This window comes from Acinetobacter sp. NIPH 2699, from assembly GCF_022549355.1.
GTDB lineage: Bacteria > Pseudomonadota > Gammaproteobacteria > Pseudomonadales > Moraxellaceae > Acinetobacter.
Genome location: NZ_JAKZGL010000003.1, coordinates 230,414 through 251,337, shown reverse-complemented (window position 1 = coordinate 251,337; position 20,924 = coordinate 230,414). Strand labels below are relative to the sequence as shown.

At 42.3% G+C, this 20,924-nt stretch carries 16 protein-coding genes and 4 tRNA genes; 9 read left to right on the top strand and 11 right to left on the bottom strand.

Annotated elements, in window-relative coordinates:
* Positions 1-57 precede the first annotated feature (57 nt).
* The gene (gene ponA / locus MMP72_RS04705) at positions 58-2,625 is read left to right on the top strand and encodes a penicillin-binding protein PBP1a (RefSeq protein WP_241315017.1); all 2,568 of its coding nucleotides are present in this window, start codon (positions 58-60) and stop codon (positions 2,623-2,625) included.
* A gap of 25 nt (positions 2,626-2,650) precedes the next feature.
* On the opposite strand, the gene MMP72_RS04700 is transcribed toward ponA, so the two are convergent.
* From MMP72_RS04700 to MMP72_RS04665, 8 genes are all read right to left on the bottom strand, one after another.
* The gene (locus tag MMP72_RS04700) at positions 2,651-3,469 is read right to left on the bottom strand and encodes a putative RNA methyltransferase (RefSeq protein WP_241315015.1); all 819 of its coding nucleotides are present in this window, start codon (positions 3,467-3,469) and stop codon (positions 2,651-2,653) included.
* Positions 3,470-3,527: 58 nt separating this feature from the next.
* Positions 3,528-4,646 (bottom strand): phospho-N-acetylmuramoyl-pentapeptide-transferase, encoded by a 1,119-nt coding sequence (gene mraY / locus MMP72_RS04695; RefSeq protein WP_241315013.1) that lies wholly within the window; start codon positions 4,644-4,646, stop codon positions 3,528-3,530.
* Positions 4,647-6,044 carry a UDP-N-acetylmuramoyl-tripeptide--D-alanyl-D-alanine ligase gene (gene murF / locus MMP72_RS04690; RefSeq protein WP_241315011.1) on the bottom strand — a complete coding sequence of 466 codons (1,398 nt, stop codon included), beginning with the start codon at positions 6,042-6,044 and terminating at the stop codon, positions 4,647-4,649.
* A 21-nt stretch (positions 6,045-6,065) separates the two neighbouring features.
* Positions 6,066-7,565 (bottom strand): UDP-N-acetylmuramoyl-L-alanyl-D-glutamate--2,6-diaminopimelate ligase, encoded by a 1,500-nt coding sequence (locus MMP72_RS04685; protein ID WP_241315009.1) that lies wholly within the window; start codon positions 7,563-7,565, stop codon positions 6,066-6,068.
* A gap of 3 nt (positions 7,566-7,568) precedes the next feature.
* Positions 7,569-9,401, bottom strand: a complete 1,833-nt coding sequence (gene ftsI, locus MMP72_RS04680; protein WP_241315007.1) for a penicillin-binding protein PBP3 — start codon at positions 9,399-9,401, stop codon at positions 7,569-7,571.
* 10 nt (positions 9,402-9,411) lie between these two features.
* Entirely contained in the window at positions 9,412-9,750 is a 339-nt protein-coding gene (locus MMP72_RS04675; protein WP_241315005.1) for a cell division protein FtsL, read from the bottom strand.
* Positions 9,747-10,673, bottom strand: coding sequence for a 16S rRNA (cytosine(1402)-N(4))-methyltransferase RsmH (gene rsmH, locus MMP72_RS04670; protein ID WP_241315003.1), 927 nt, complete (start codon positions 10,671-10,673; stop codon positions 9,747-9,749). The genes MMP72_RS04675 and rsmH overlap by 4 nt, the downstream gene beginning before the upstream one ends.
* Positions 10,674-10,871: 198 nt before the next feature.
* Entirely contained in the window at positions 10,872-11,867 is a 996-nt protein-coding gene (locus MMP72_RS04665; RefSeq protein ID WP_241315001.1) for a sulfate ABC transporter substrate-binding protein, read from the bottom strand.
* Between the two features lie 407 nt (positions 11,868-12,274).
* On the opposite strand from MMP72_RS04665, the gene MMP72_RS04660 reads away from it, so the two are divergent.
* The 7 genes from MMP72_RS04660 (at position 12,275) to MMP72_RS04630 (ending at position 16,451) form a co-directional block, all read left to right on the top strand.
* A complete protein-coding gene (locus MMP72_RS04660; protein ID WP_241314999.1) occupies positions 12,275-12,580 on the top strand; it encodes a DUF4179 domain-containing protein in 306 nt (101 codons plus the stop codon).
* Positions 12,581-12,684: 104 nt separating this feature from the next.
* Positions 12,685-14,193, top strand: a complete 1,509-nt coding sequence (gene gltX, locus MMP72_RS04655) for a glutamate--tRNA ligase (RefSeq protein WP_241314997.1) — start codon at positions 12,685-12,687, stop codon at positions 14,191-14,193.
* Between the two features lie 57 nt (positions 14,194-14,250).
* A tRNA-Ala gene (locus MMP72_RS04650) sits at positions 14,251-14,326 on the top strand.
* 116 nt (positions 14,327-14,442) lie between these two features.
* A tRNA-Glu gene (locus MMP72_RS04645) sits at positions 14,443-14,518 on the top strand.
* Between the two features lie 114 nt (positions 14,519-14,632).
* Positions 14,633-16,048: an amino acid permease gene (locus MMP72_RS04640; RefSeq protein ID WP_241314996.1), complete on the top strand. Its 1,416-nt coding sequence runs from the start codon at positions 14,633-14,635 to the stop codon at positions 16,046-16,048.
* Positions 16,049-16,197: 149 nt separating this feature from the next.
* A tRNA-Glu gene (locus tag MMP72_RS04635) sits at positions 16,198-16,273 on the top strand.
* 102 nt (positions 16,274-16,375) lie between these two features.
* Positions 16,376-16,451: transfer RNA gene (locus MMP72_RS04630), tRNA-Glu, on the top strand.
* 53 nt (positions 16,452-16,504) lie between these two features.
* Here the strand turns inward: MMP72_RS04630 and MMP72_RS04625 are convergent.
* Both MMP72_RS04625 and MMP72_RS04620 read right to left on the bottom strand, forming a co-directional pair.
* The gene (locus MMP72_RS04625; protein ID WP_241315151.1) at positions 16,505-17,407 is read right to left on the bottom strand and encodes a hypothetical protein; all 903 of its coding nucleotides are present in this window, start codon (positions 17,405-17,407) and stop codon (positions 16,505-16,507) included.
* A 207-nt stretch (positions 17,408-17,614) separates the two neighbouring features.
* Entirely contained in the window at positions 17,615-19,243 is a 1,629-nt protein-coding gene (locus MMP72_RS04620; RefSeq protein WP_241314994.1) for a hypothetical protein, read from the bottom strand.
* 230 nt (positions 19,244-19,473) lie between these two features.
* Between MMP72_RS04620 and MMP72_RS04615 the strand changes: the two genes are divergently transcribed.
* The gene (locus MMP72_RS04615) at positions 19,474-19,812 is read left to right on the top strand and encodes a hypothetical protein (protein WP_241314992.1); all 339 of its coding nucleotides are present in this window, start codon (positions 19,474-19,476) and stop codon (positions 19,810-19,812) included.
* Positions 19,813-19,848: 36 nt separating this feature from the next.
* Here MMP72_RS04615 and MMP72_RS04610 read toward each other — a convergent pair whose 3' ends face one another.
* Positions 19,849-20,784, bottom strand: coding sequence for a cation diffusion facilitator family transporter (locus tag MMP72_RS04610; protein ID WP_241314990.1), 936 nt, complete (start codon positions 20,782-20,784; stop codon positions 19,849-19,851).
* Positions 20,785-20,924 lie beyond the last annotated feature (140 nt).

Sequence of the window (20,924 nt, the reverse complement as noted above, 5' to 3'; positions counted from 1 at the left end):
AAAGGATATACTGACCACAATTAGTTTGTCATTCGCTCTTATTAAAACTTACTTATTATGAAAAAGCTATCCAGTTCTGGTATTGTTCGCCCATTTTTTTTGATCATTATTATTATCTTAGTCTCACTTCCAATGGGATTTTATGGCATGTATCTCTATCTCGCACCATCACTGCCAGATATGAGCGCATTAAAAAAGGCGCCACTATTAAAACCATTGCAGGTCTATACCGCAGATAATAAGCTGATTGCAGAATATGGTGGCAAACTTTCCATTCCTGTTGAATATGAGCAAATTCCACCTACATTTATTCATGCTTTTTTGGCCGCGGAAGATTCTTCCTTTTTTGAGCATAGTGGTATTAGTTTTAAAGGATTGGGGCGAGCGATAACCGAATCTGTCACTGGTTCTGATGTCCAAACTGGGGGCTCAACCATTACTATGCAGGTGGCGAAGAATTATTATTTAAGTCCAGAGCGCACCTTAAGACGCAAACTCACTGAAGTGTTTTTGGCTCGAAAAATTGAACAAACCCTCACCAAACAGGAAATTCTAAGTTCTTATGTCAATAAGATCTTCTTGGGTAAGAATTCCTATGGTATTGCTGCTGCGGCACAAATCTATTACAACAAAAATATCAATGAACTCAGCATTGCACAAATGGCAATGATTGCTGGTTTACCCAAAGCACCCTCAAAATACAACCCTGTTGCCAACCCACAACGCGCACTTGAACGCCGTAATTGGATTTTAGGACGCATGTTACAGTTGGGATATATCAATCAAGCTCAATATCAAAAAGCGGTCGCAGAACCGATCAATCTAAACATGGTGGACCGCTCTGTCAGCAATGTATTTCCATACGTAGGTGAAATGGTGCGCTCAGAATTGGTGAAACAATTTGGTAATCAAGCCATTGATTCAGGCTACAAGGTGTACACCACTATCGATAGTCATCGCCAACGTTATGCTGAACAGGCGCTTCAAGATGGTTTAGAAGCCTATGATCGTCGTCATGGTTGGCGTGGTCCTGAAGCACATGATCAACCCCTCAATCAATTCATGACTTATGCCAACACCTACCCTGCTCAAGTAATTAAAGTAAATAACAACTCCTTTGATGCGCTCATGCAAGATGGCTCAACAGTGACCGTCAATTGGTCAGGTATGTCATGGGTTCGTCCTTATCGCAATGCCAATAGTGTCGGTGGTGCACCGTCCAATGCCTCACAAATTGTCAAAGTGAAAGATATTATTCGCTTACGTCCCAATAAAGAAAAAACCGTTTGGTCTTTAGTCCAAGTCCCTAAAGTACAAGGTCAACTGATTGCCTTAAATCCAAATGATGGCGGGATCGAAGCCATTGTCGGTGGTTATAATTTCTATCAATCGAAATTTAATCGTGCCACTCAAGGGTGGAGGCAACCAGGTTCGACCATTAAACCTTTTGTGTATGCTCTCGCATTAGAGCGCGGCATGACCCCTTACAGTATGGTGAATGACAACCCGATTACCATTGGAAAATGGTCTCCTAGAAATGCAGATGGCCGTTTTCTTGGCATGATTCCGTTACGTCGTGCTTTATATCTATCAAGAAATACTGTATCTGTACGATTACTACAAAATGTTGGTATTGAACGTACCCGTCAACTGTTTATGGATTTTGGTTTGCAGGATGATCAGATTCCTCGCAACTATACCATTGCATTAGGAACACCACAGGTCTTGCCTGTACAGATGGCAACAGGCTATGCAACTTTCGCAAATGGTGGTTATCGTATCCAACCCCATTTTATTAAGCGAATTGAAGATGCGTCTGGCAAAGTCATTTATAGTGCCAAACCTGAATATGCATGCATTCCATGTATCGCCGATGCAAAAGCGAGCGCTCCACAAACAAATGCAGATGACACCGAGGTGACAGAAATCACCAACCAAAGTTTAGAAAATGTAACCGCTGCATCGGAAACTCAGTTAACTGTCAATAATTCGGAACAACCAATCCAGACCAATAGCGATTATCGTCAAGCACAACGTATTTTAAAATCAAGCTCTGCCTATGACATGGCCAACATTTTACGTGATGTAATTCAACATGGTACAGGTCGCGCGGCACTTAAAATTGGCCGTGATGATTTAGGCGGAAAAACAGGAACCACCAATGATGCCAAAGATGCTTGGTTCGCTGGCTTTAATGGTAAATTGGTTACGGTAACTTGGGTCGGTTTCGATCAACCGCGTACGTTAGGCCGCAGAGAATATGGCGGCGTTGCTGCACTTCCAATTTGGACCAACTTTATGGCCAATGCTTTAAAAGATACGCCATCTGCATGGGTTCGATTAGATAAAGATGCAAAAGACCCGATTTCTCACGATCAACTACAAGTTCAGCAAAGTGAAGACCGTAAAGAATATCGAGCATCGCCTCCACTGGCACGCCCACTTTACCGCCCTGCACCACCCGCACCGATGCGCTCAGCAGAAAGTGATTTTTCAGACTTGTCTGGTACAACACCGAGCGGTGAACGCACCATTACACCAGAGAGAAAGCAACCACCGACGATGGGTTCAAATTCTCAAAGAGAGCGTGATGGGATTGAAAATTTAATTAATCAAATCCAATAATCGACCATCAACATCCGAACAGCCATCAAATTGATGGCTGTTTGTTTTTCTGAAATAGATAAATTTGAAAGGCAGCGCTGACTGCAAACTGCTGTTGCTGCTCAAGTGCTTTCCGTCGCTCTGGATTGGCTTTATAAGCGTAAGGTGTCATCGCAATTAAGTTATTTAGCGCAGGCTGATCTAACTGCATTGTGGTTTCAACGATTCGTTGCTGTTTCAATTCAAATTGAGCATCAAGTTGTTCGATGAACTTCTGTGGTTCATGCAAATTGACCTGCTCAAACAATGCCTCACGCAATGCATATAAATGTTTAGGCGCAGGTGTAACCACGATCAAATAACCGTGATCACCCAAGACTCTCACGATTTCATGTTGTGGAATCGGGCTAAATAAACTGCTACAGACATCAATCGAATGATCTTGCACAGGCAAGGTTGCCCCTGTCCCCACCACCCAAGTCACCTTAGAATTCAATTTCGCAGCTCTTTGTACTGCGGTCTTGGCAATATCCACCCCAATACAATAATCCGAATAACGCTGCATGGCGCTGGTGTAGTATCCTTCGCCACAGCCAATATCCAAAATAGCCTTTGGCTTTAGCTGTTGCAGCAACTCGACCACCGCTTGTTGTAAGGGTTGATAAAAACCTGCTTGCAGGAATTCTCGGCGTGCCAGTACGGACTCTGCCGTATCCCCAGGGGTTTTACTGTGCTTATGCTGTACCACATGCAGATTCACATAGCCTTGTTTCGCCACATCATAATGATGCCCATTTTCACATCGCCATGCATTTTCAACCAAATTTAATGATTGGCGACAAACAGGACACATCAATACATTCATCTATTTTCTCCAAGCATAAAAAAAGCTGGTATTCACCAGCTCCTTTTTGAATCGTGGCTTAACGTAATTTTAACGTCATTAACCCTAAAACCACCAAGAAAATCGTAATGATCCAGAAGCGGATCACCACTTGCGTTTCCTTCCAGCCCTGTTTTTCATAATGATGATGTAAAGGTGCCATCAGGAACACACGCTTATTTCGCATACGCAATGAACCAATCTGTAAAAATACCGAGATAGCTTCCATCACAAATACGCCACCCATAATCGCAAAGACTATTTCCTGTCTGACCATGACTGCAATCGTACCGAGCATCGCACCCAACGCCAAAGCACCGACATCACCCATAAATACTTGTGCAGGATGGGCATTGTACCAAAGGAAGGCTAAACCAGCACCGATCATCGCCGAGCAAATCACAACCAGTTCAGAGGTATATTTCACATAGGGAATATGCAGATAATTGGCAAAACGAACATCACCAGACAAATAAGCAAATACACCTAAACCTGCCGCCACCATCACAATCGGCATAATCGCCAAGCCATCCAAACCATCGGTTAGGTTGACTGCATTAGAAGCACCGTTGATGACCAAATAAGTAAAGGCAATAAAAGCTAAACCAAGTGGAATCGCTGAAAGTGGAATAGAAAGATTCTTAAAGAATGGAATCAATAAGTCCAACATATTCGCAGTATGTATGGCGCTATCTTGCTGTTTTGCAATCACATATAAAGCAATACCCGCACCTAATGAAGCAACTGAGGTCCAAAAAAACTTTTTCCGTGCAGGTAAACCAGCATTGTCCTTATAACGAACTTTAATCCAGTCATCGGCCCAACCGACTGCGCCAAACACCACCATAACCCCTAAAACAATCCAGACATAAGGATTGGATAAGTCAGCCCACAGCAGCGTACTGATGCCAATAGAGAGCAGAATGAGAATCCCGCCCATGGTCGGCGTTCCCATCTTCTTGGCATGGTTTTCAGGTGCAAAAGAACTCACCGCTTGACCATATTTTAATGCTTGTAATTTGCGGATCATGATCGGCCCTAAAACCAATCCGATCGTCAACGCAGTCAGTAGACTCAATAATGAACGCAATGTTAAATAACGAACAACTTGAAACGAGCTGTTATACCCCGCCAATTGTTCAAATAACCATAACAACATTTAAATTTTCTCCATCAAATCAGCCATCAACGTTTCCATATGGGTGAAACGGGACCCTTTGAAGAGGAAACTCATCGACTGGGGTTGATGTCTTTGCACTAAATTAATTAAAAACGGTAACGCTTCTGCCTGTGTGGCAAATGCATGTAATTTTTTGGCATGTGCTGAGCCTTGCTGCGCTGCTTCAGCAAACTCCCCCACCACAACCAGTGCATCTAAAGGTAAATTCGCTAAATCTCGGCCAAGATCATGATGCTCTTGCCAACTGGATTCACCAAGCTCACCAATATCGCCCATCACCATCACTTTCAAACCTTGCTGCTGTAACAGAACATTTGCGGCTGCACGCATTGAGGTAGGATTGGCATTATAAGTATCATCAATAAAGAGATGATTCTGGTGTTGAATAAAGTTTAAACGCCCTTTAGCACCTTGTGCGTGTTCTAAACCGTGCACAACATCATCGAGCTCAATACCAGTCGCCAGCGCAAACGCAGTGGCTGCTGCTGCATTTTCGACATTATGCACACCTGCAAAGGGCAAATTCACAACTCGAACACCTTGCGGTGTATGCAAACTAAACTGGGAACATTGAGGATGAAGCTCAACATTTGTTGCAAATACATCGCCCCCTTCACCAAAACTCAGCACTGGATGTGCGTGTGCGTTTTTATAAATCGTTGCAGTAAAATCATCATGTGCAGGAATAATCGCGGTACCTTCAGGCAAGATATGTGCATAAATTTCTGACTTAGCACGACAAATACCCTCACGCCCACCAAACTCACCTAAATGCGCTGTTCCAATATTGAGAATGCCAGCCACATGCGGTTGAACTAGATTTGAGGTGTAATCAATCTCACCTTGATGACTCGCACCGAGTTCCATCACGGCATAGCGATGCGCTTGACGCAACTCAAGCAACATCATCGGCACTCCTAAATCATTATTCAGGTTGCCACGGGTAATCAAAGTCGGCGCCAGACGAGACAGGATACTGCCCAACATCTCTTTGGTCGTGGTTTTACCACTGCTGCCCGTCAATGCAATCACTTTAAGCTGTGAGTTCTGTTGCCGACGATAGGCACCGAGTTGCCCCAAAGCCAAACGTGTATCTTTTACAATCAACTGCACAATATTCGAATCAATTGGTCGCTCAACGATGGCAAATTGACAACCTTGTGACGCAACTTGTGCCACAAAATCATGCGCATCGAAACGCTCACCTTTTAAGGCAAGAAAAGCATCACCTGCTTCAGCATGACGCGAATCCGTCAAAATTCGCTTGATTTCACCTTGTAGAGGTTTTGCGTTGTACCACTCACCCTGCGTCGCTTGTTGTAATTGTTCTGCTGCCCAAGGTTCTAATGGAACTGTACTGGTGGTTGAGGTGTGCATACTTGTTTTTACCTTTTGACTCTATTGCGCAGGATAAGCTGAGTGTACAGAATGAGACTGTGTAGTCATTGCAGCTTGCACTTCCACGACATCATCAAACCAATGACGCACCCCATCTATTTCCTGATAGTTCTCATGCCCTTTACCTGCGATCACCACAATATCCCCTGCTTGTGCATGTTCAACCACAAATTTAATCGCTTCACGGCGATCATGGATTTCATGCATGGTATGACCAACAAAGTCAATCGCTTGCTTCATATCCGCAAAAATCTGTTCTGGATTTTCAGTCCGTGGATTATCTGAAGTCAAAACCACAGAATTGGCATGGTCAAGTGCTGCTTGCGTCATCAATGGACGTTTACCACGATCACGATCACCGCCACAACCAAATACTGCCCAAAGCTGACCAGTGACATGGCGCTTCAACGTCGTCAGCACTTGAATCAATGCATCGGGAGTATGCGCATAATCGACCACAAATAAACGCTCAGCGTCCTGAATCACTTGCATTCGCCCCGGAGCGCCTTTGAGTTGTGGCACAAACTGGATTAAATCAGCCAAAGTAAAACCTGCATACTCAGCAGCAATCAAACTTGCCAGTAGGTTTTCAACATTAAAATGTCCCAGCAATGGGCTTTGAACCGAATATGAACCTGTTGGGGCAATCAGCGTAAACGTTGCACCGCTCAAGCGATAGTGCAAATCAGCAATATGATAATCTGCTGTCGCTTGAGTCAACGAATAAGTCACAATCTTAGGTTGTGATGGATTGGCTTTGGCCGCATCTAACATCAATGACGCATAAGCATCATCTAAATTAATCACCACTGCTTTTAAGCTGGTAAATCTGAATAACAGTGCTTTTGCTTCAGCATAAGCCTCTAAAGTGCCATGATAATCCAGATGGTCACGACTTAAATTACTATAGACCGCAATTTCAATGTCACAGCCATTTAAACGACCTTGCTCCAAGCCGTGAGAACTCGCTTCTAATGCAACAAAGCTGGCGCCTTGTTTGGCATAATCATGCAATGCATTTTGTAGTTGTAAAGCATCCAACGTGGTGTGGCTGGAGGGGGTTAAATTCGGCAGGATACCATTGCCCGTTGTTCCCATCACCGCACAACCTCGTCCTTGCGAACTCACCAATTCCGCGATTAAACGTGAAATCGTGGTTTTACCATTGGTACCCGTGACCGCGATACCACGCAAGGTCGATACTGGATCAACATACTGCAAATATTGCTGTTGCCATTTGCCCAACAACTGACGGACTGTGGGACAAGTCCACTCTTTGTCCAAACCCAATGCACTTTCACTAATCACCACCAACGCACCTGCATCCAACGCATTCTGGGCAAATTGGCGTGTTTTCTCAGCTTGGCTGAAACTATTCAGTGCAATAAAGATTTGCCCTGCTTCAAGCTTACGGCTATCCAGACAGAACCCCTGAAATGGCTGCGTATACCAAGCCGCATCAATGTTGATCGGATGGATCTGTTGAAAACTAATCGACATCTTTTACCTGCGCACTGGAGTTGGTGAAGTATCTAGTGGTCTATCCAAAGGCACATTGAGTAACCGTAATGACTCTTGCATAATTTTGGCGAAAACAGGCGCTGCAACCAAGCCACCATAGTAACGACCTTGTGGATTCTCAACCACAACGATCATCGCCAAACGAGGGTCACTCACAGGTGCAACACCTGCAAATAAAGCGCGGTATTCACTATTTGAATAGCCTTTACGATCGGCACGCAACTTATGTGCTGTCCCTGTTTTTCCCCCAACACGATAACCCGGAATCACCGCTTGTTTTGCTGTCCCACCCGGTAAAGTGACCTGCTCTAACATCATTAAAACTTGATCTGCAATTTTAGGATCAAGAACTTGCTTACCTTCGGGTGCATGTTCCAACTTATGCAAGCTCAACGGCATTTCCATACCATGATTCGCCAACATCGCATAACCCTGCGCCAGTTGTAAAATCGTTGCATTCAATCCATAACCATACGCCATCGTACCGAGTTGTGAGGAATTGAGCTTATCTCCTGAATAGAGCAAGCCTGCACTTTCACCGGGAAATTTCACATCAGAACGCTGACCAAAACCAACACGACGGAAAAAAGAGGGCAAAGCATCTTTCGGCAATGACAAAGCAAGCTTCGCTGAGCCCACGTTTGATGATTTAACAATCACGCCTGTCAGTGTCAGCGCACCATAGTTATGGGTATCGCGAATGGTGTGCCAACCCAAACGCATTGATCCGGGTGCCGTATTTATAATGGAATTCGGTGTGTATTGACCACTTTCTAATGCAGCAGCAACCGTAAAGGGCTTCATGGTTGAACCCGGTTCAAACATATCAATGGCACCACGGTTACGCATAGCATCTTTATTTGAAAGCCCACCCTTGTCATTTGGGTTATAAGATGGCCAACTGGTCAGCGCCAAGATTTCACCTGTTTTGACATCGACTGCGATCGCTGTGGCTGAACGTGCGTTATTTGCAACACCTGCTGCGGTTAACTCACGATACATAATGTATTGCAACCGTGAATCAATACTAAGGGTAATGTTTTCGCCCGATTCGACTTCTCTAATCACTTCAGAAACTTTGAGACGATTACCTTTTTTATCTCGAATAATTTTCTGTTCACCATCAATCCCTGCCAGTCGTGTATTCAACTGCATTTCTAAACCTTCAATTCCGGTGCCTTCACTATTGGTTAGACCAATAATTTGTGCATTCGGTTGAGGTTGAGGGTAATAGCGTTTATAACTTTTTTCAGTATAAACACCCTGAAAATTACGTTTTATAATTAAATCAGCTTGCTGCGGTGGGATTTCTTTTTGCAACACCAAATAACGTGAACGAGCACGCTCATTCATTTGTTTCTTTAAATCTTTACGATCAATTCCGACCGCATCGGCCAACTCATCTAAATTTAAATTCTTGTTTGGCAATTGACGTCTTAACCGACGATTGGTCGGATCTTTTTTAAGTTCTTCGGTAATTTCGTTAAATTGTTTTTGAGCATCCCAATAATCTCTTGGGTCTATCACGATTTTCATAATCGGGGTACTGATCGCGAGTGGCACACCATGCCGATCACTAATCACACCACGCATCGCTTCTAAACGTTCAGTCCGTAAAATATTGGCATTGGCCTTGTTTTGTAAAAAGTCTTTATTCACCACTTGCACATAAAATGCACGTGCCACCAAAACAACAAAACAAAGGAGTACAACACCCCAAAGCAAATAAAACCGCCACATATCCAAAGCAAGTGTTGGTTTGGCCGAAATGGACTGCTGTTTTCTTCGTATCGGTTTACTTCGCTTATCTACCATACAGCATGCCTTATTTATCTTGCTTTGAGGTCGTTGGTAAAGAAATCACCACCGTATGTGCCGCAGGCGGTGAAAACATACGGAGTTGCGTGACAGCACGTGAGCCAATCTGTGCAGTTGCGCCAAAGGTTTGCTGTTCGATGAGCAAACGCCCCCATTCAGCATTTAAATCATCTCTTTCGCGGATATATGCACTCAAGTCACGATAGTCATGACGATATTCAAATACTTGAAACACCACCATCATGGCACTTGTGAACACCAATGCAACAAGTACAGCATAAACAACGACTTTTTTCAGGCCATTTTTGCTGTTTGGTAGAATCTCGTCATCATTTTTATTGTTCATTGTTTGCCTTTTTGCTCTAAACGCTCTGCAACACGCAGCCATGCACTGCGAGAACGAGGATTTTCTTTCACTTCTGCTTCACTGGCACGAATCCGCGAGACTTTCTTTAAGCGTCGTGTATCAACGCGTGCTTGCGGCATGCCCCAGCCATGATCTTCAGCTAAACTCGATTCTTTTTGAATAAACTGTTTAATTAAGCGATCTTCTAAAGAATGGAAACTGATCACTGCCAATTGCCCTTGGGCTTTTAACAATTCTACAGCTTGCGGTAAAAATACCTCAATATCATCCAGTTCTTTATTTAGGGCAATTCGAATCGCCTGAAAGGTTCGGGTTGCAGCATGTTTATGTTTTTCCCATTTTGGATGAGCAACTTTAACAATTTCTGCGAGCTGCGCAGTGGTGGTAATTTCACCTGCTGCTTTAATGGCTTTGGCAATACGACGACTATAACGTTCTTCACCATATTGATAGATAATATTGGCGAGTTGTTCTTCTTCAATTTTTAATAACCATTCGGCCGCAGTCGGACCTTGCGAATTATCCATCCGCATATCCAGTGGTCCATCCTTCATAAAACTAAAACCACGCTCGGCTTGATCAAGCTGTGGCGAGGACACACCTAAATCGGCCATGATGCCATCGACTTCGACAATGCCGATCTTGGCTAACGCTGTTTGTATATCTGCAAAGCTGGCATGAATAATTTTAAATCGAGGATCTTCTTGTTCTAATTGTGCTGCGACTTCAAGCGCTTGGGGATCTTTATCAAATCCATAAACACGTGCATTTTGATCTAATTTTGAGAGCAATAATTTGGTATGACCACCACGCCCAAAGGTAGCATCAACATAAACACCAGAGTCGCGACCTGCCAAAACGCCATCAACGGTTTCGTGAAGTAGGACAGAAATATGCGACATAATAGATCAATCAACAGCTAAAAATGTAACTGCACATTATCACCTTGTTTTATCCCAGCACCAAACGACTTTTTGTAGAGAATTCTTAACTTTTCATAGGTAAAACCGTTTTCTCGGCATTTTTCAATCAATAAAAAAAGCAAATACTGAATGTATTTGCTTTTCTATATTCAATCTAACGAGGAGCAACGCTTTTATTTATTTTCTCTCCGAATAAATCTGATCAAAAACTGCACCATTCACAAAATGAGTTTTTTGCGCTTTAGCCCATCCACCAAATACATCATTAATGTTGAATAATTCAATCTTTGGAAATTGCTTTGCATATTTTGCTGCAACTTGAGGATTACGAGGACGGAAATAATGTTTTGCCGCAAGCTCTTGTCCTATCGGAGAATAAAGGAAATTTAAATAACCACGCGCTAAATTACGATTTCCATTTTTATCTACCGTTCGATCGACGATAGCAACTGAAGGCTCTGCCAAAATCGAGATAGAAGGATAAATAATTTCATATTTATCTTTACCAAGACCCTGTGTTGCCAATAACGCTTCATTTTCCCACGACAACAATACATCCCCAATACCGCGCTCAGCAAAAGTGGTTAATGAACCACGTGCGCCTGAATCCAGAACCTTCACGTTATGATAAAGTTTTTTGACCAAATCACGCGCTTTTGCCTCATTCCCCGCTGGTTGTTTTAATGCATAGCCCCAAGCCGATAAATAAATCCAACGTGGCGCGCCCCCTGTTTTAGGATTCGGGGTAATAATTTCAATGCCATCTTTGGTTAAATCATTCCAATCCCGAATATTCTTTGGATTGCCTTTACGCACTAAAAAGACAACCGTTGAGGTATACGGTGCAGAATTACTCTGAAATTGTTTTTGCCAATCTTTTCGAATTAAGCCCGCACTCTCGATTTCATCAATATCATTGGCCAAAGCTAACGTCACAACATCAGCTTGCAAACCATCAATCACTGATCGAGCTTGCTTACCAGACCCCCCATGTGACTGTTTAAAATCAACCTCTTGACCTGTTCTATTTTTCCAATATTGACCAAAGGCTTGGTTATATTCCTGATAAAACTCTCGCGTTGGATCATATGATACATTCAGAAAAGTCGTCGCTGCTTGCGCCACACCATTTAAACCCAAAGCCAATAATGCCGCCGCTATGATTGTTTTCATTTATTTTTTACTCATTTCGCCCTGTTTGCAACCACTATATTTACTTAAAAAAATATTACAATCATACACTTATAATAATAAATTTATTCTTATTCTATTTTCAAGATATCTAAATATCGAGTATCTAATCCACTAAAAATGCTAAACCAGCTATTTCTTATTCAAACGAGGAAAAAGCAACCCTCCACCGTTTCTACACATTTGCTTGCTAAATTTGTATTGTATACAAAGCAGCAACACTGTTATAAATATATACAACGGCGTGGCTAAATTTTATATTTTTTGTAAAAAGTGTGACGCAGTTCTACTTTTTTATTATTTTTTATGTTTAAATTGTATCTATAAAGCAAATTATTAGTTGTTTGGTTCGTCTTGATAACCGAGAAATCAAAAAGGGGATGTGAGCAATGCGAGCATTAGAATTGAAAAAAGCACTATGCCTAAGTTTATTTTTAGCTTGTTCTATACCTGCTGGACATGCAGCTGCGATCAAAGAAAATAATAATCTAAAAATGTTAGAAAAAACGACTTCACCTATCGCTAAAGCACTCGATCAGCAAAAGCGCAATACGTCATTGTCATTATCAGCAACAGATGATGAGTTAAAAATGTTGAATACCATTCGTACAACACCGACTCAGACATTTTTTGCCAGTCAACACGAACGTTTTTCACGTTTCGTTCAAACCATATTCCAACCGCATAGTTCTTAATTGTTAAATATGTAATTCCCCACATGTTTAAATCAGCCTAGTCATACCGTGACTAGGCTTTTTCGTTATAATAGCTCAAATTCTAATTTAAACTCCGATCACTTATGACAGTTCGTACTCGTATTGCGCCCTCTCCTACAGGCTTTCCACATGTAGGCACTGCCTATATTGCATTATTTAATTTATGTTTTGCCAAGCAACATGGCGGTGAATTCATTTTACGTATTGAAGATACGGATCAGCTTCGCTCAACACCTGAATCTGAAAAGATGATTTTAGATTCTCTGCGCTGGTTAGGATTGAATTGGTCAGAAGGCCCAGATGTTGGCGGCCCACATGCCCCTTATCGCCAATCGGAACGCATGGGAATTTATAAGCAATATGCACTTGAGTTGGTTGAAAAGGGTCATGCGTTCTACTGTTTCGCAACTGCAGCAGAACTCGATCAAATGCGTGCTGAACAACAAGCTCGTGGTGAAACACCTAAATATGATGGCCGTGGTTTAAAACTCTCACAAGAAGAGGTTCAGCGCCGTCTTGCAGCGGGTGAACCGCACGTCATCCGTATGAAAGTACCTGAACAGGGTATTTGCAAAATCAATGACATGTTACGTGGTGAGGTCGAAATTCCATGGGCACAGGTCGATATGCAAGTGCTGCTAAAAACTGATGGTTTGCCAACCTATCACCTTGCAAACGTGGTAGATGATCATTTGATGGAAATCACCCATGTGTTACGTGGCGAAGAGTGGCTACCTTCAGCGCCTAAACACCAATTACTCTATCAATATTTTGGCTGGGACATGCCTGCGCTGTGCCATATGCCTCTATTGCGTAACCCAGACAAATCAAAACTTTCAAAACGTAAGAATCCGACCTCGATTAACTACTATCGCGATATCGGGGTATTACCTGAAGCACTGTTAAATTATTTGGGTCGTATGGGCTGGTCAATGCCTGACGAAAGTGAAGTGTTTACCCTACAAGACATGATTGACAACTTTGATGTGCAACGTGTTTCTTTGGGCGGCCCAATCTTTGATGTGGAAAAGTTGAATTGGCTAAATGGTCAATGGATTAAAGCACTCACTCCAGCGCAGTTGTTAGAACGTTTACTGACATGGAAAAATGATCCGAAGACCTTAGAAGAGATTGCTGCTGCAATTCAACCACGAATCAACTTATTGTCAGAAGCCGTAAATTGGGCTGGTTTTTACTTCAACCACATGCCACAAATCAACAAAGAACAGTTTGAAAGCAAAAAGCTAACCGAAGAACAGGTTCGTCAAAGCTTACAGTTCGCGATTTGGCGCTTAGAAAGCCAGTTCACATGGAACAATGACACGGTCAGCCAAACACTCATGGATTTGGCAACTCAAATGGAAATTAAGTTGCGTGATTTCATGCCAGCATTCTTTATTGCCATTGCAGGCTCGACCAGCTCAACCCCTGTGATGCAAGCGATGGTCACCATTGGTCCTGACTTAACCTTTGCTCGTTTACGCCATGCTTTAGAGATTGTAGGTTCACCAAGCAAGAAAGAACTCAAAGTGTGGGAAAAATTAAATGAATCACTAAAACTGCCGAAAAATGATGCAAATAGTGAAAGTTAATCCAACATAATCATTGACGTGTGAGTGCAATCCCCCTAATATTGCCTCACACAAACTGGGGCCATAGCTCAGTTGGTAGAGCGCTACAATGGCATTGTAGAGGTCAGCGGTTCGATCCCGCTTGGCTCCACCAGAGCTTCGAAACAGCAAAGCGACGCTTTGCCGAAGCGCAAGACAAGCAGCTATGCTGCGCGTAGTATCTGATCTAACACATAAGTGAAAGAAAGGATATAAACCAAGCCTCACTCTGTCCCTATCGTCTAGAGGCCTAGGACATCGCCCTTTCACGGCGGTAACCGGGGTTCGAATCCCCGTAGGGACGCCATATTCTGTTTATCTAATAATTATATTTTTCTCACAATCTTTCCATTAAATCAGATTGCACATTTTCGATTTTTCCATAAAATAGCCGCTTCTCTATGCTTGGACAAATTGTCGTATGCAATCTTCCAACTCAAATACCCATCAAGACCCAAATGCACCAAAAACATTAAAACGTGCTATGAGTACTCGCCATTTAGTGATGCTCTCTCTCGGTGGTGCAATTGGTACAGGTTTATTTCTAGGTTCTGGCGAAGTTATTGCTCAAACTGGCCCTGTAGGCGCAATTATTGCCTATATTTTAGGTGGTTTGATCGCCTATATGGTCATGTTGTGTCTCGGTGAGCTTGCGGTTCATATGCCTGTTGCAGGGTCTTTTGGTGCATACGCGCAAAAATACATTGGTTCAGGTACAGGTTATATGATCTCTTGGGTCTATTGGCTGACATGGACTGCCACGCTAGGAACAGAATTTACTGCCGCAGCCTTATTGATGCAGGAATGGTTCCCCCATATTTCGATGTGGATTTGGACCATTATTTTTGCACTGACAATTTTTGCACTCAACTTGAGTTCCACACGTATTTTTGCTGAGTCTGAATTTTGGCTCGCCTTGGTCAAAGTCGTGACCGTGATTGTGTTTATTTTACTCGGTTTATTGGCTATTTTTGGCTTAATTCCATTTGAGGGTAGCGAATCAGCACCATTGTTCCACAACTTGACCAGTCATGGCTGGTTCCCTCAAGGCTTGATTCCAATTTTCACCACCATGCTGATTGTAAACTTTGCTTTTTCTGGCACAGAGTTAATTGGTGTTGCGGCAGGTGAAACCAAGGACCCAGCGGTCAATGTCCCGAAAGCTATCAATGCAGCCATTTGGCGCTTACTGATTTTCTTTGTTGGAACCATCATTGTCATCAGTGCCCTATTGCCTTTTGAAATTGCAGGTTTAGGTGGCGAAGGTGTCAGCAGCAGTCCTTTTGTTACGGTATTTAATTACATTGGTATTCCATATGCAGATGACATCATCCGCTTTGTGATTATTACCGCCTTGCTCTCTGCTGCAAACTCAGGTTTATATGCTGCTTCTCGAATGATGTGGTCTTTGTCCGATCAACGTCAGCTCCCGAGCCTTTTTTCAAGACTTTCTAAGAGTGGCACACCGATTATTGCACTTATTGTTACGATGTTTGGTGCCATTCCTGGACTATTATCTGAGCACTTTGCACCAGAAACCATCTTTAAAAATCTCTTAGGTGTGGCTGCATTCACCATGGTGATTGTGTGGATGAGCATTTGCTTGAGTCAATTTAATTTTAGACGTCAATGGTATAAAGCGGGCTATACCGCGAAGGATTTAAAATTTGCTGCGCCACTGTACCCGATCGTGCCAATCTTAGGTTTCGTATTCTGTTTTATCACAGGTTTAAGTATGGCCGCCGATCCTGAAATGCATGCAGGTCTGATCGCTTGTTTAATCTTTATCGCAGCATGTTATTTAAGTCACTATGTCTTCTATCGTGATCGAAAATAAATAATATCGCCTAGAAAAAAATGCAGCTTTTGCTGCATTTTTTTGATTTTGATGTAATTTTATCCACTTATACAGTTTTTTTAACTTTTCGCCTGAAAAGCGTTTGACACATTATCTAATTCAACCTAATATACGCCCACCTCTGAAACGTCCCTATCGTCTAGAGGCCTAGGACATCGCCCTTTCACGGCGGTAACCGGGGTTCGAATCCCCGTAGGGACGCCACTAAATTCGAGGAAAAGCAAAGATTAATAACCTTTGCCGAGAATTTAGGCCTTGCGACATATATGTCTCATATACTTCGCATAGGTAAATATCCTCAGATAAGTCCCTATCGTCTAGAGGCCTAGGACATCGCCCTTTCACGGCGGTAACCGGGGTTCGAATCCCCGTAGGGACGCCAAATTCTAAAAAAGCCACTGCATTGACAGTGGCTTTTTTTTCGACCTCACTTTTCTAACCGATGCCAACCTGAACTTCTAAACGCCCTGATTGTACACGTAAACCGCGAATCTCGAATTGATCAACCAGTTGCTGAACCAACTCTCGACTTTCCTGCAAAATATTCAAACCAGGCAGAATACTAAAATCCGTCAAACTTAAAAGCTTGTCCACCATCCAAGAACGGTTATTGATGAAATCAATAAAGCCTGCTTCCTCAAGATCGATATACCAAATGCGATGCCCCTCTTTTTGAATACCCGGCACATCCCGAATCAAATGATTAATCAGAAAAGGAATCGGTAAAGAATTAATCACATCAAAGCTGACACTCCCCACCCGACGCGCAGCCCAATTGGTCAAGGTTCCACCATGACGGACCTGAAGATCTAAATGTTCATCCACCTGACGCAGACGTAAATACTTTTCCTGCCCAATACGGCATTCTAAAACGTTAAATTCTAATGAAAGGCGATAAAGGAAACGACGATAATGCCCATCCAATTCAATATGAAAACGATCATTGCCACATTCGATTTTAATATCATCAATTTCGGCACGATCAATACGTTTTCGAATTTGATTATTGAGCAGTATTTCTGGTAAATACAAGGTTAAACTACTTTTCCCCAAAGAAGCTCTGGCCATGCTCAATGCCACTTGACGCGCTGCTTCACTGGTTTCTGTGACAATATCTCGCACAGAGTTCCGCACCCCCTCGACACCGCGCTTGGTATGATGAGTAACATGATCTAAAGCATCCAATGCCGCATCTGCTACACCCGCAATATTACGAGAAGTATCGCTGGCAAACTCAACTGCGTCTTGTGCATGTTGCAATGTTTTATTGATCAGCCGACGTGATAATGATGGTTTATTATCAGATGCATCTGTATCTGCTGGCATAATATCAAACATTGCCTTTTTATCATCTTGTCGATTCAAGATGCTCTCCCTCTTCCCTTTCTTACTTATTCGCTCACTGCTGATGAGCTGTAATCCACTTTCCGAACTGGTCGAACGTTTTTTCTAGATTAGCATGCAACGCAGCGCGATTTTCGTATTTTTGTTGTATATACTCAAATTTTCCGCTGCTTCATTTGCTAAATTTACAATCAAAATCAGTTACTTTTCCGCTTCTTTCTGCTGAGATTTTTCACTTCGATTTGGACTTAATAATATTTGATTTAAACGCATGATTTTGTAATGTTCTAAGTTTTGCTGAATCTGATTTATTTTGTCTTGTCCTTCATCTGTATCAAAATGAATCAGCTCGCGTAGCGTAACCCATGCGGCTTGCATCTTATCAAAATCATTGCCTTTTTCTAATTTTTGTTGCAACCATTCAAATAAATCTTGCGCTCGTTTTTGCACTTCAAATTGATACGCAAATAAACCACTTGATAATGAAATTTCGTCTAAATGACCACACAAGATACTTTGAACTTGCTGCAATTGATGACTCTGTTGTTTCAAATAACTTTTCAAAAGACCCTGTTGGAACCACAGCACCAATGCTGTCATATCAGCAACGAGGGTATCACGTTGTGCGTATAAACCATTTCGTTCAGGATGCTGTTTATCCAAACGGATATCGCCTAAATAATGCATGAGATCCTGCTCAAGAATCGTCTGGATTTGCCCTAAATCTAATGTTGCCCGACGACTCACCGATACTGGCTGAGTCAAGAGAGGTATAAATTGCTCGTTTTGTGGTTTTTCAACCAATAAGCTCAAAACCTGAGCATCTTTTTGAATGGATAACCACAAGTTTTCCAGTAACAATACAGAAGATTGCTGCTCTATTGGGTCTTGAGTACACCCCAATTTACGTCTCAAAGCATGTTGCATCGAACTCGACTGAGCAAGGCTCTCTAGCACATGAGAAGGATTTAATAATTGTGGTGCACTGGAGATCACCTCTTTGCTATAAGGAATCTGGTAGTCTCGCCCACCCAATATCCCACCTAACGATTTCCCCAGTGAATTTAAGCCCCGCCCCACATCCGTCAAAATATTGGTTTCTGTTGCTCGCGTTTGTAAAATCACCGAAGGGAGTAAGCGACTCACAGCCTTGTGCAAGGTTTTCAAATAGCTTTTTTGATCTATTGCTTTACGGTACTGACACAACAAATGAATTGCATACTCAACATCACTGACATGTGGCTGATAGTCAGGCTGATTTCTACTTAATAGACAATCAATATAAGCATAAAAAGCCACTTCATTGCGCTGTGGCGATTGCTGCAAAGCCCATTCATATTGTTCTATCGCTTGGCTATATTGCGCCGCACCTGCATAAGCCTTCGCTAGAGCAATGGCATGTGCTGCACTCGGATAGTGTTGTTGAAAATAATTGAGTAAATCAATTTTAGGCTGTTGATCTAAACATGGCTCAAGCTGACGCACATAGACATTGATTTGATGGGGTGTCGGTTGTTGAACAATATAATTCAATTGATAGATTACGCATTGCTCATACCACGCATATTTACGCGCATGAAACGCATAAGCGGGAATCAATTCATCTTCAATCAGTTGAATCAACTGGGTCGAATAAAGAATATCCTCATCTGTCTCATATTTGAATTTCCATTGCTTCGGTAAAGAGACTTTGAATAAACGTAACAAGAAATTGGCACTGAGGTCTGGACTTTCCATGCTGACCAACATCAATTTGTCTTGTGTGGACAAATGCGCCTTACCTTTTGCAATCCGTGCTAAACGCAATTTTAGAATTTTAGTGGGCAACATGTCTTTCCTTGCGCATTATTCAGCCAGCATTTCGATCAACTTAGCATGACTCTAAATGCTTTAGCGAATAGCTTTAGACGAGATGCATACAAAGTAAAAACTTAGGCGAGACAACGCTGCTAAACTCGAATATCGGTCGAAATCGTGTAAATTTATGGATTTGCATCATTCTCGATTTTAGCTTTTGCGGTTTTTTCGCTAAAATAGTCAAAACAGAATAGGAAAAATCTATGCAATACCGTTGCCCTAAATGTCAAAGCGTAAAAGTGATGCCTGTCAGCCAAGGTGCAAATAGCCCTCGTCCAAATGTACCGAAAAGTTTGGTGCTGTTAGTCCCTGCCATTTTTATCTTATTGATCTTTGTTTTAATTAGCATTGCCATGTGGATCTTTGGTAATGGTGCTGGTCAAGGGCTACAAATCGCAACTGTTATTGTATTTGCTGTCTGTGTGATTGCAGGTGGTTTATTTTGGCGTGATTTACCTGATTTCAAAATTTCAATGCAAGCTTTTATGCAAGCACAAAAGCATTGGAAATGCCGTGACTGTCATAACGAATGGCAAAATTAAGATACCAATCATAAAAGCGCCCATCTCCACATCAGCTTAATGCTGATGTGGGTGATCTTGTTCTACCTGTTGATGCGTATGCTGACAATTCATCTCTGCATCATCTTCGATCTGTATCGTTACTTCCTTTATTTCATGCTGATGTGTCAGCATTTCTGTTGCGGCATGATGCAATTGCTTACGATCAGCCAATGGCGCAAACAAATGTACCGTTAAATGGATATTCTTCGAGCTAATTGCCCAAACTTTTAATTGGTGAATACTTTCAACACCCTCCAGCGCCAATAAATCATTTCTCAACTTTTCAATATCAACTTCGTCTGGCACACCTTCCAGTAGAATATTGACACTCTGTTTCAACAATATCCACGTTCTCGGTAGCACCCAAAAACCAATCGCGACTGCAATGATGGTATCGACCCAATACCAATTGGTGTAGTAAATCACAATCGCACCAATAATGACCCCGACGGAACCTAAGGCATCACTAAGCACTTCTAAGTATGCACCTCTGATATTTAAGCTTTCTGAAGCGCTGGACATCAGCATCTTCATCGAAATCAGATTAATCACCAAACCAAGTGATGCCACAATCAACATGCCGACACTGTGAATTTCGGGTGGTTGAGTAAAGCGCTGATAAGCTTCATACAGAATGTACATCGCAACAAAGAACAGCATTGAAGCGTTAAATAATGCAGCTAAAATTTCAAAACGCTGATAGCCAAAAGTACGCTTGTTATCCGCAGGACGTTTAGAAATTTGAATCGCTGCCAAAGCAATTGCCAGTGCAGCCGCATCGGTAAACATATGCGCTGCGTCAGAAAGCAATGCCAAACTTTGTGTCATTAAACCCGCAATCACCTCGACCACTAAAAATGTCGAGGTGAGTATCAGTGCAATGGTCAGTTTTTTGACATTGCCTTCAGTCACCACTGCATGACTATGGTCATGACCTTGATGTCCACTCATGTTGGACTCCTTATAATTATGTAAGTAAGAATCTTTCTTTTATCTTACGTACACAGTCTCAAGTTGTAGATAGATTTGATTTATTTAGACAAAAAATAACCTTTTCGGAGTCTTGCCGAGTTCTCATCCAACTATAGGGC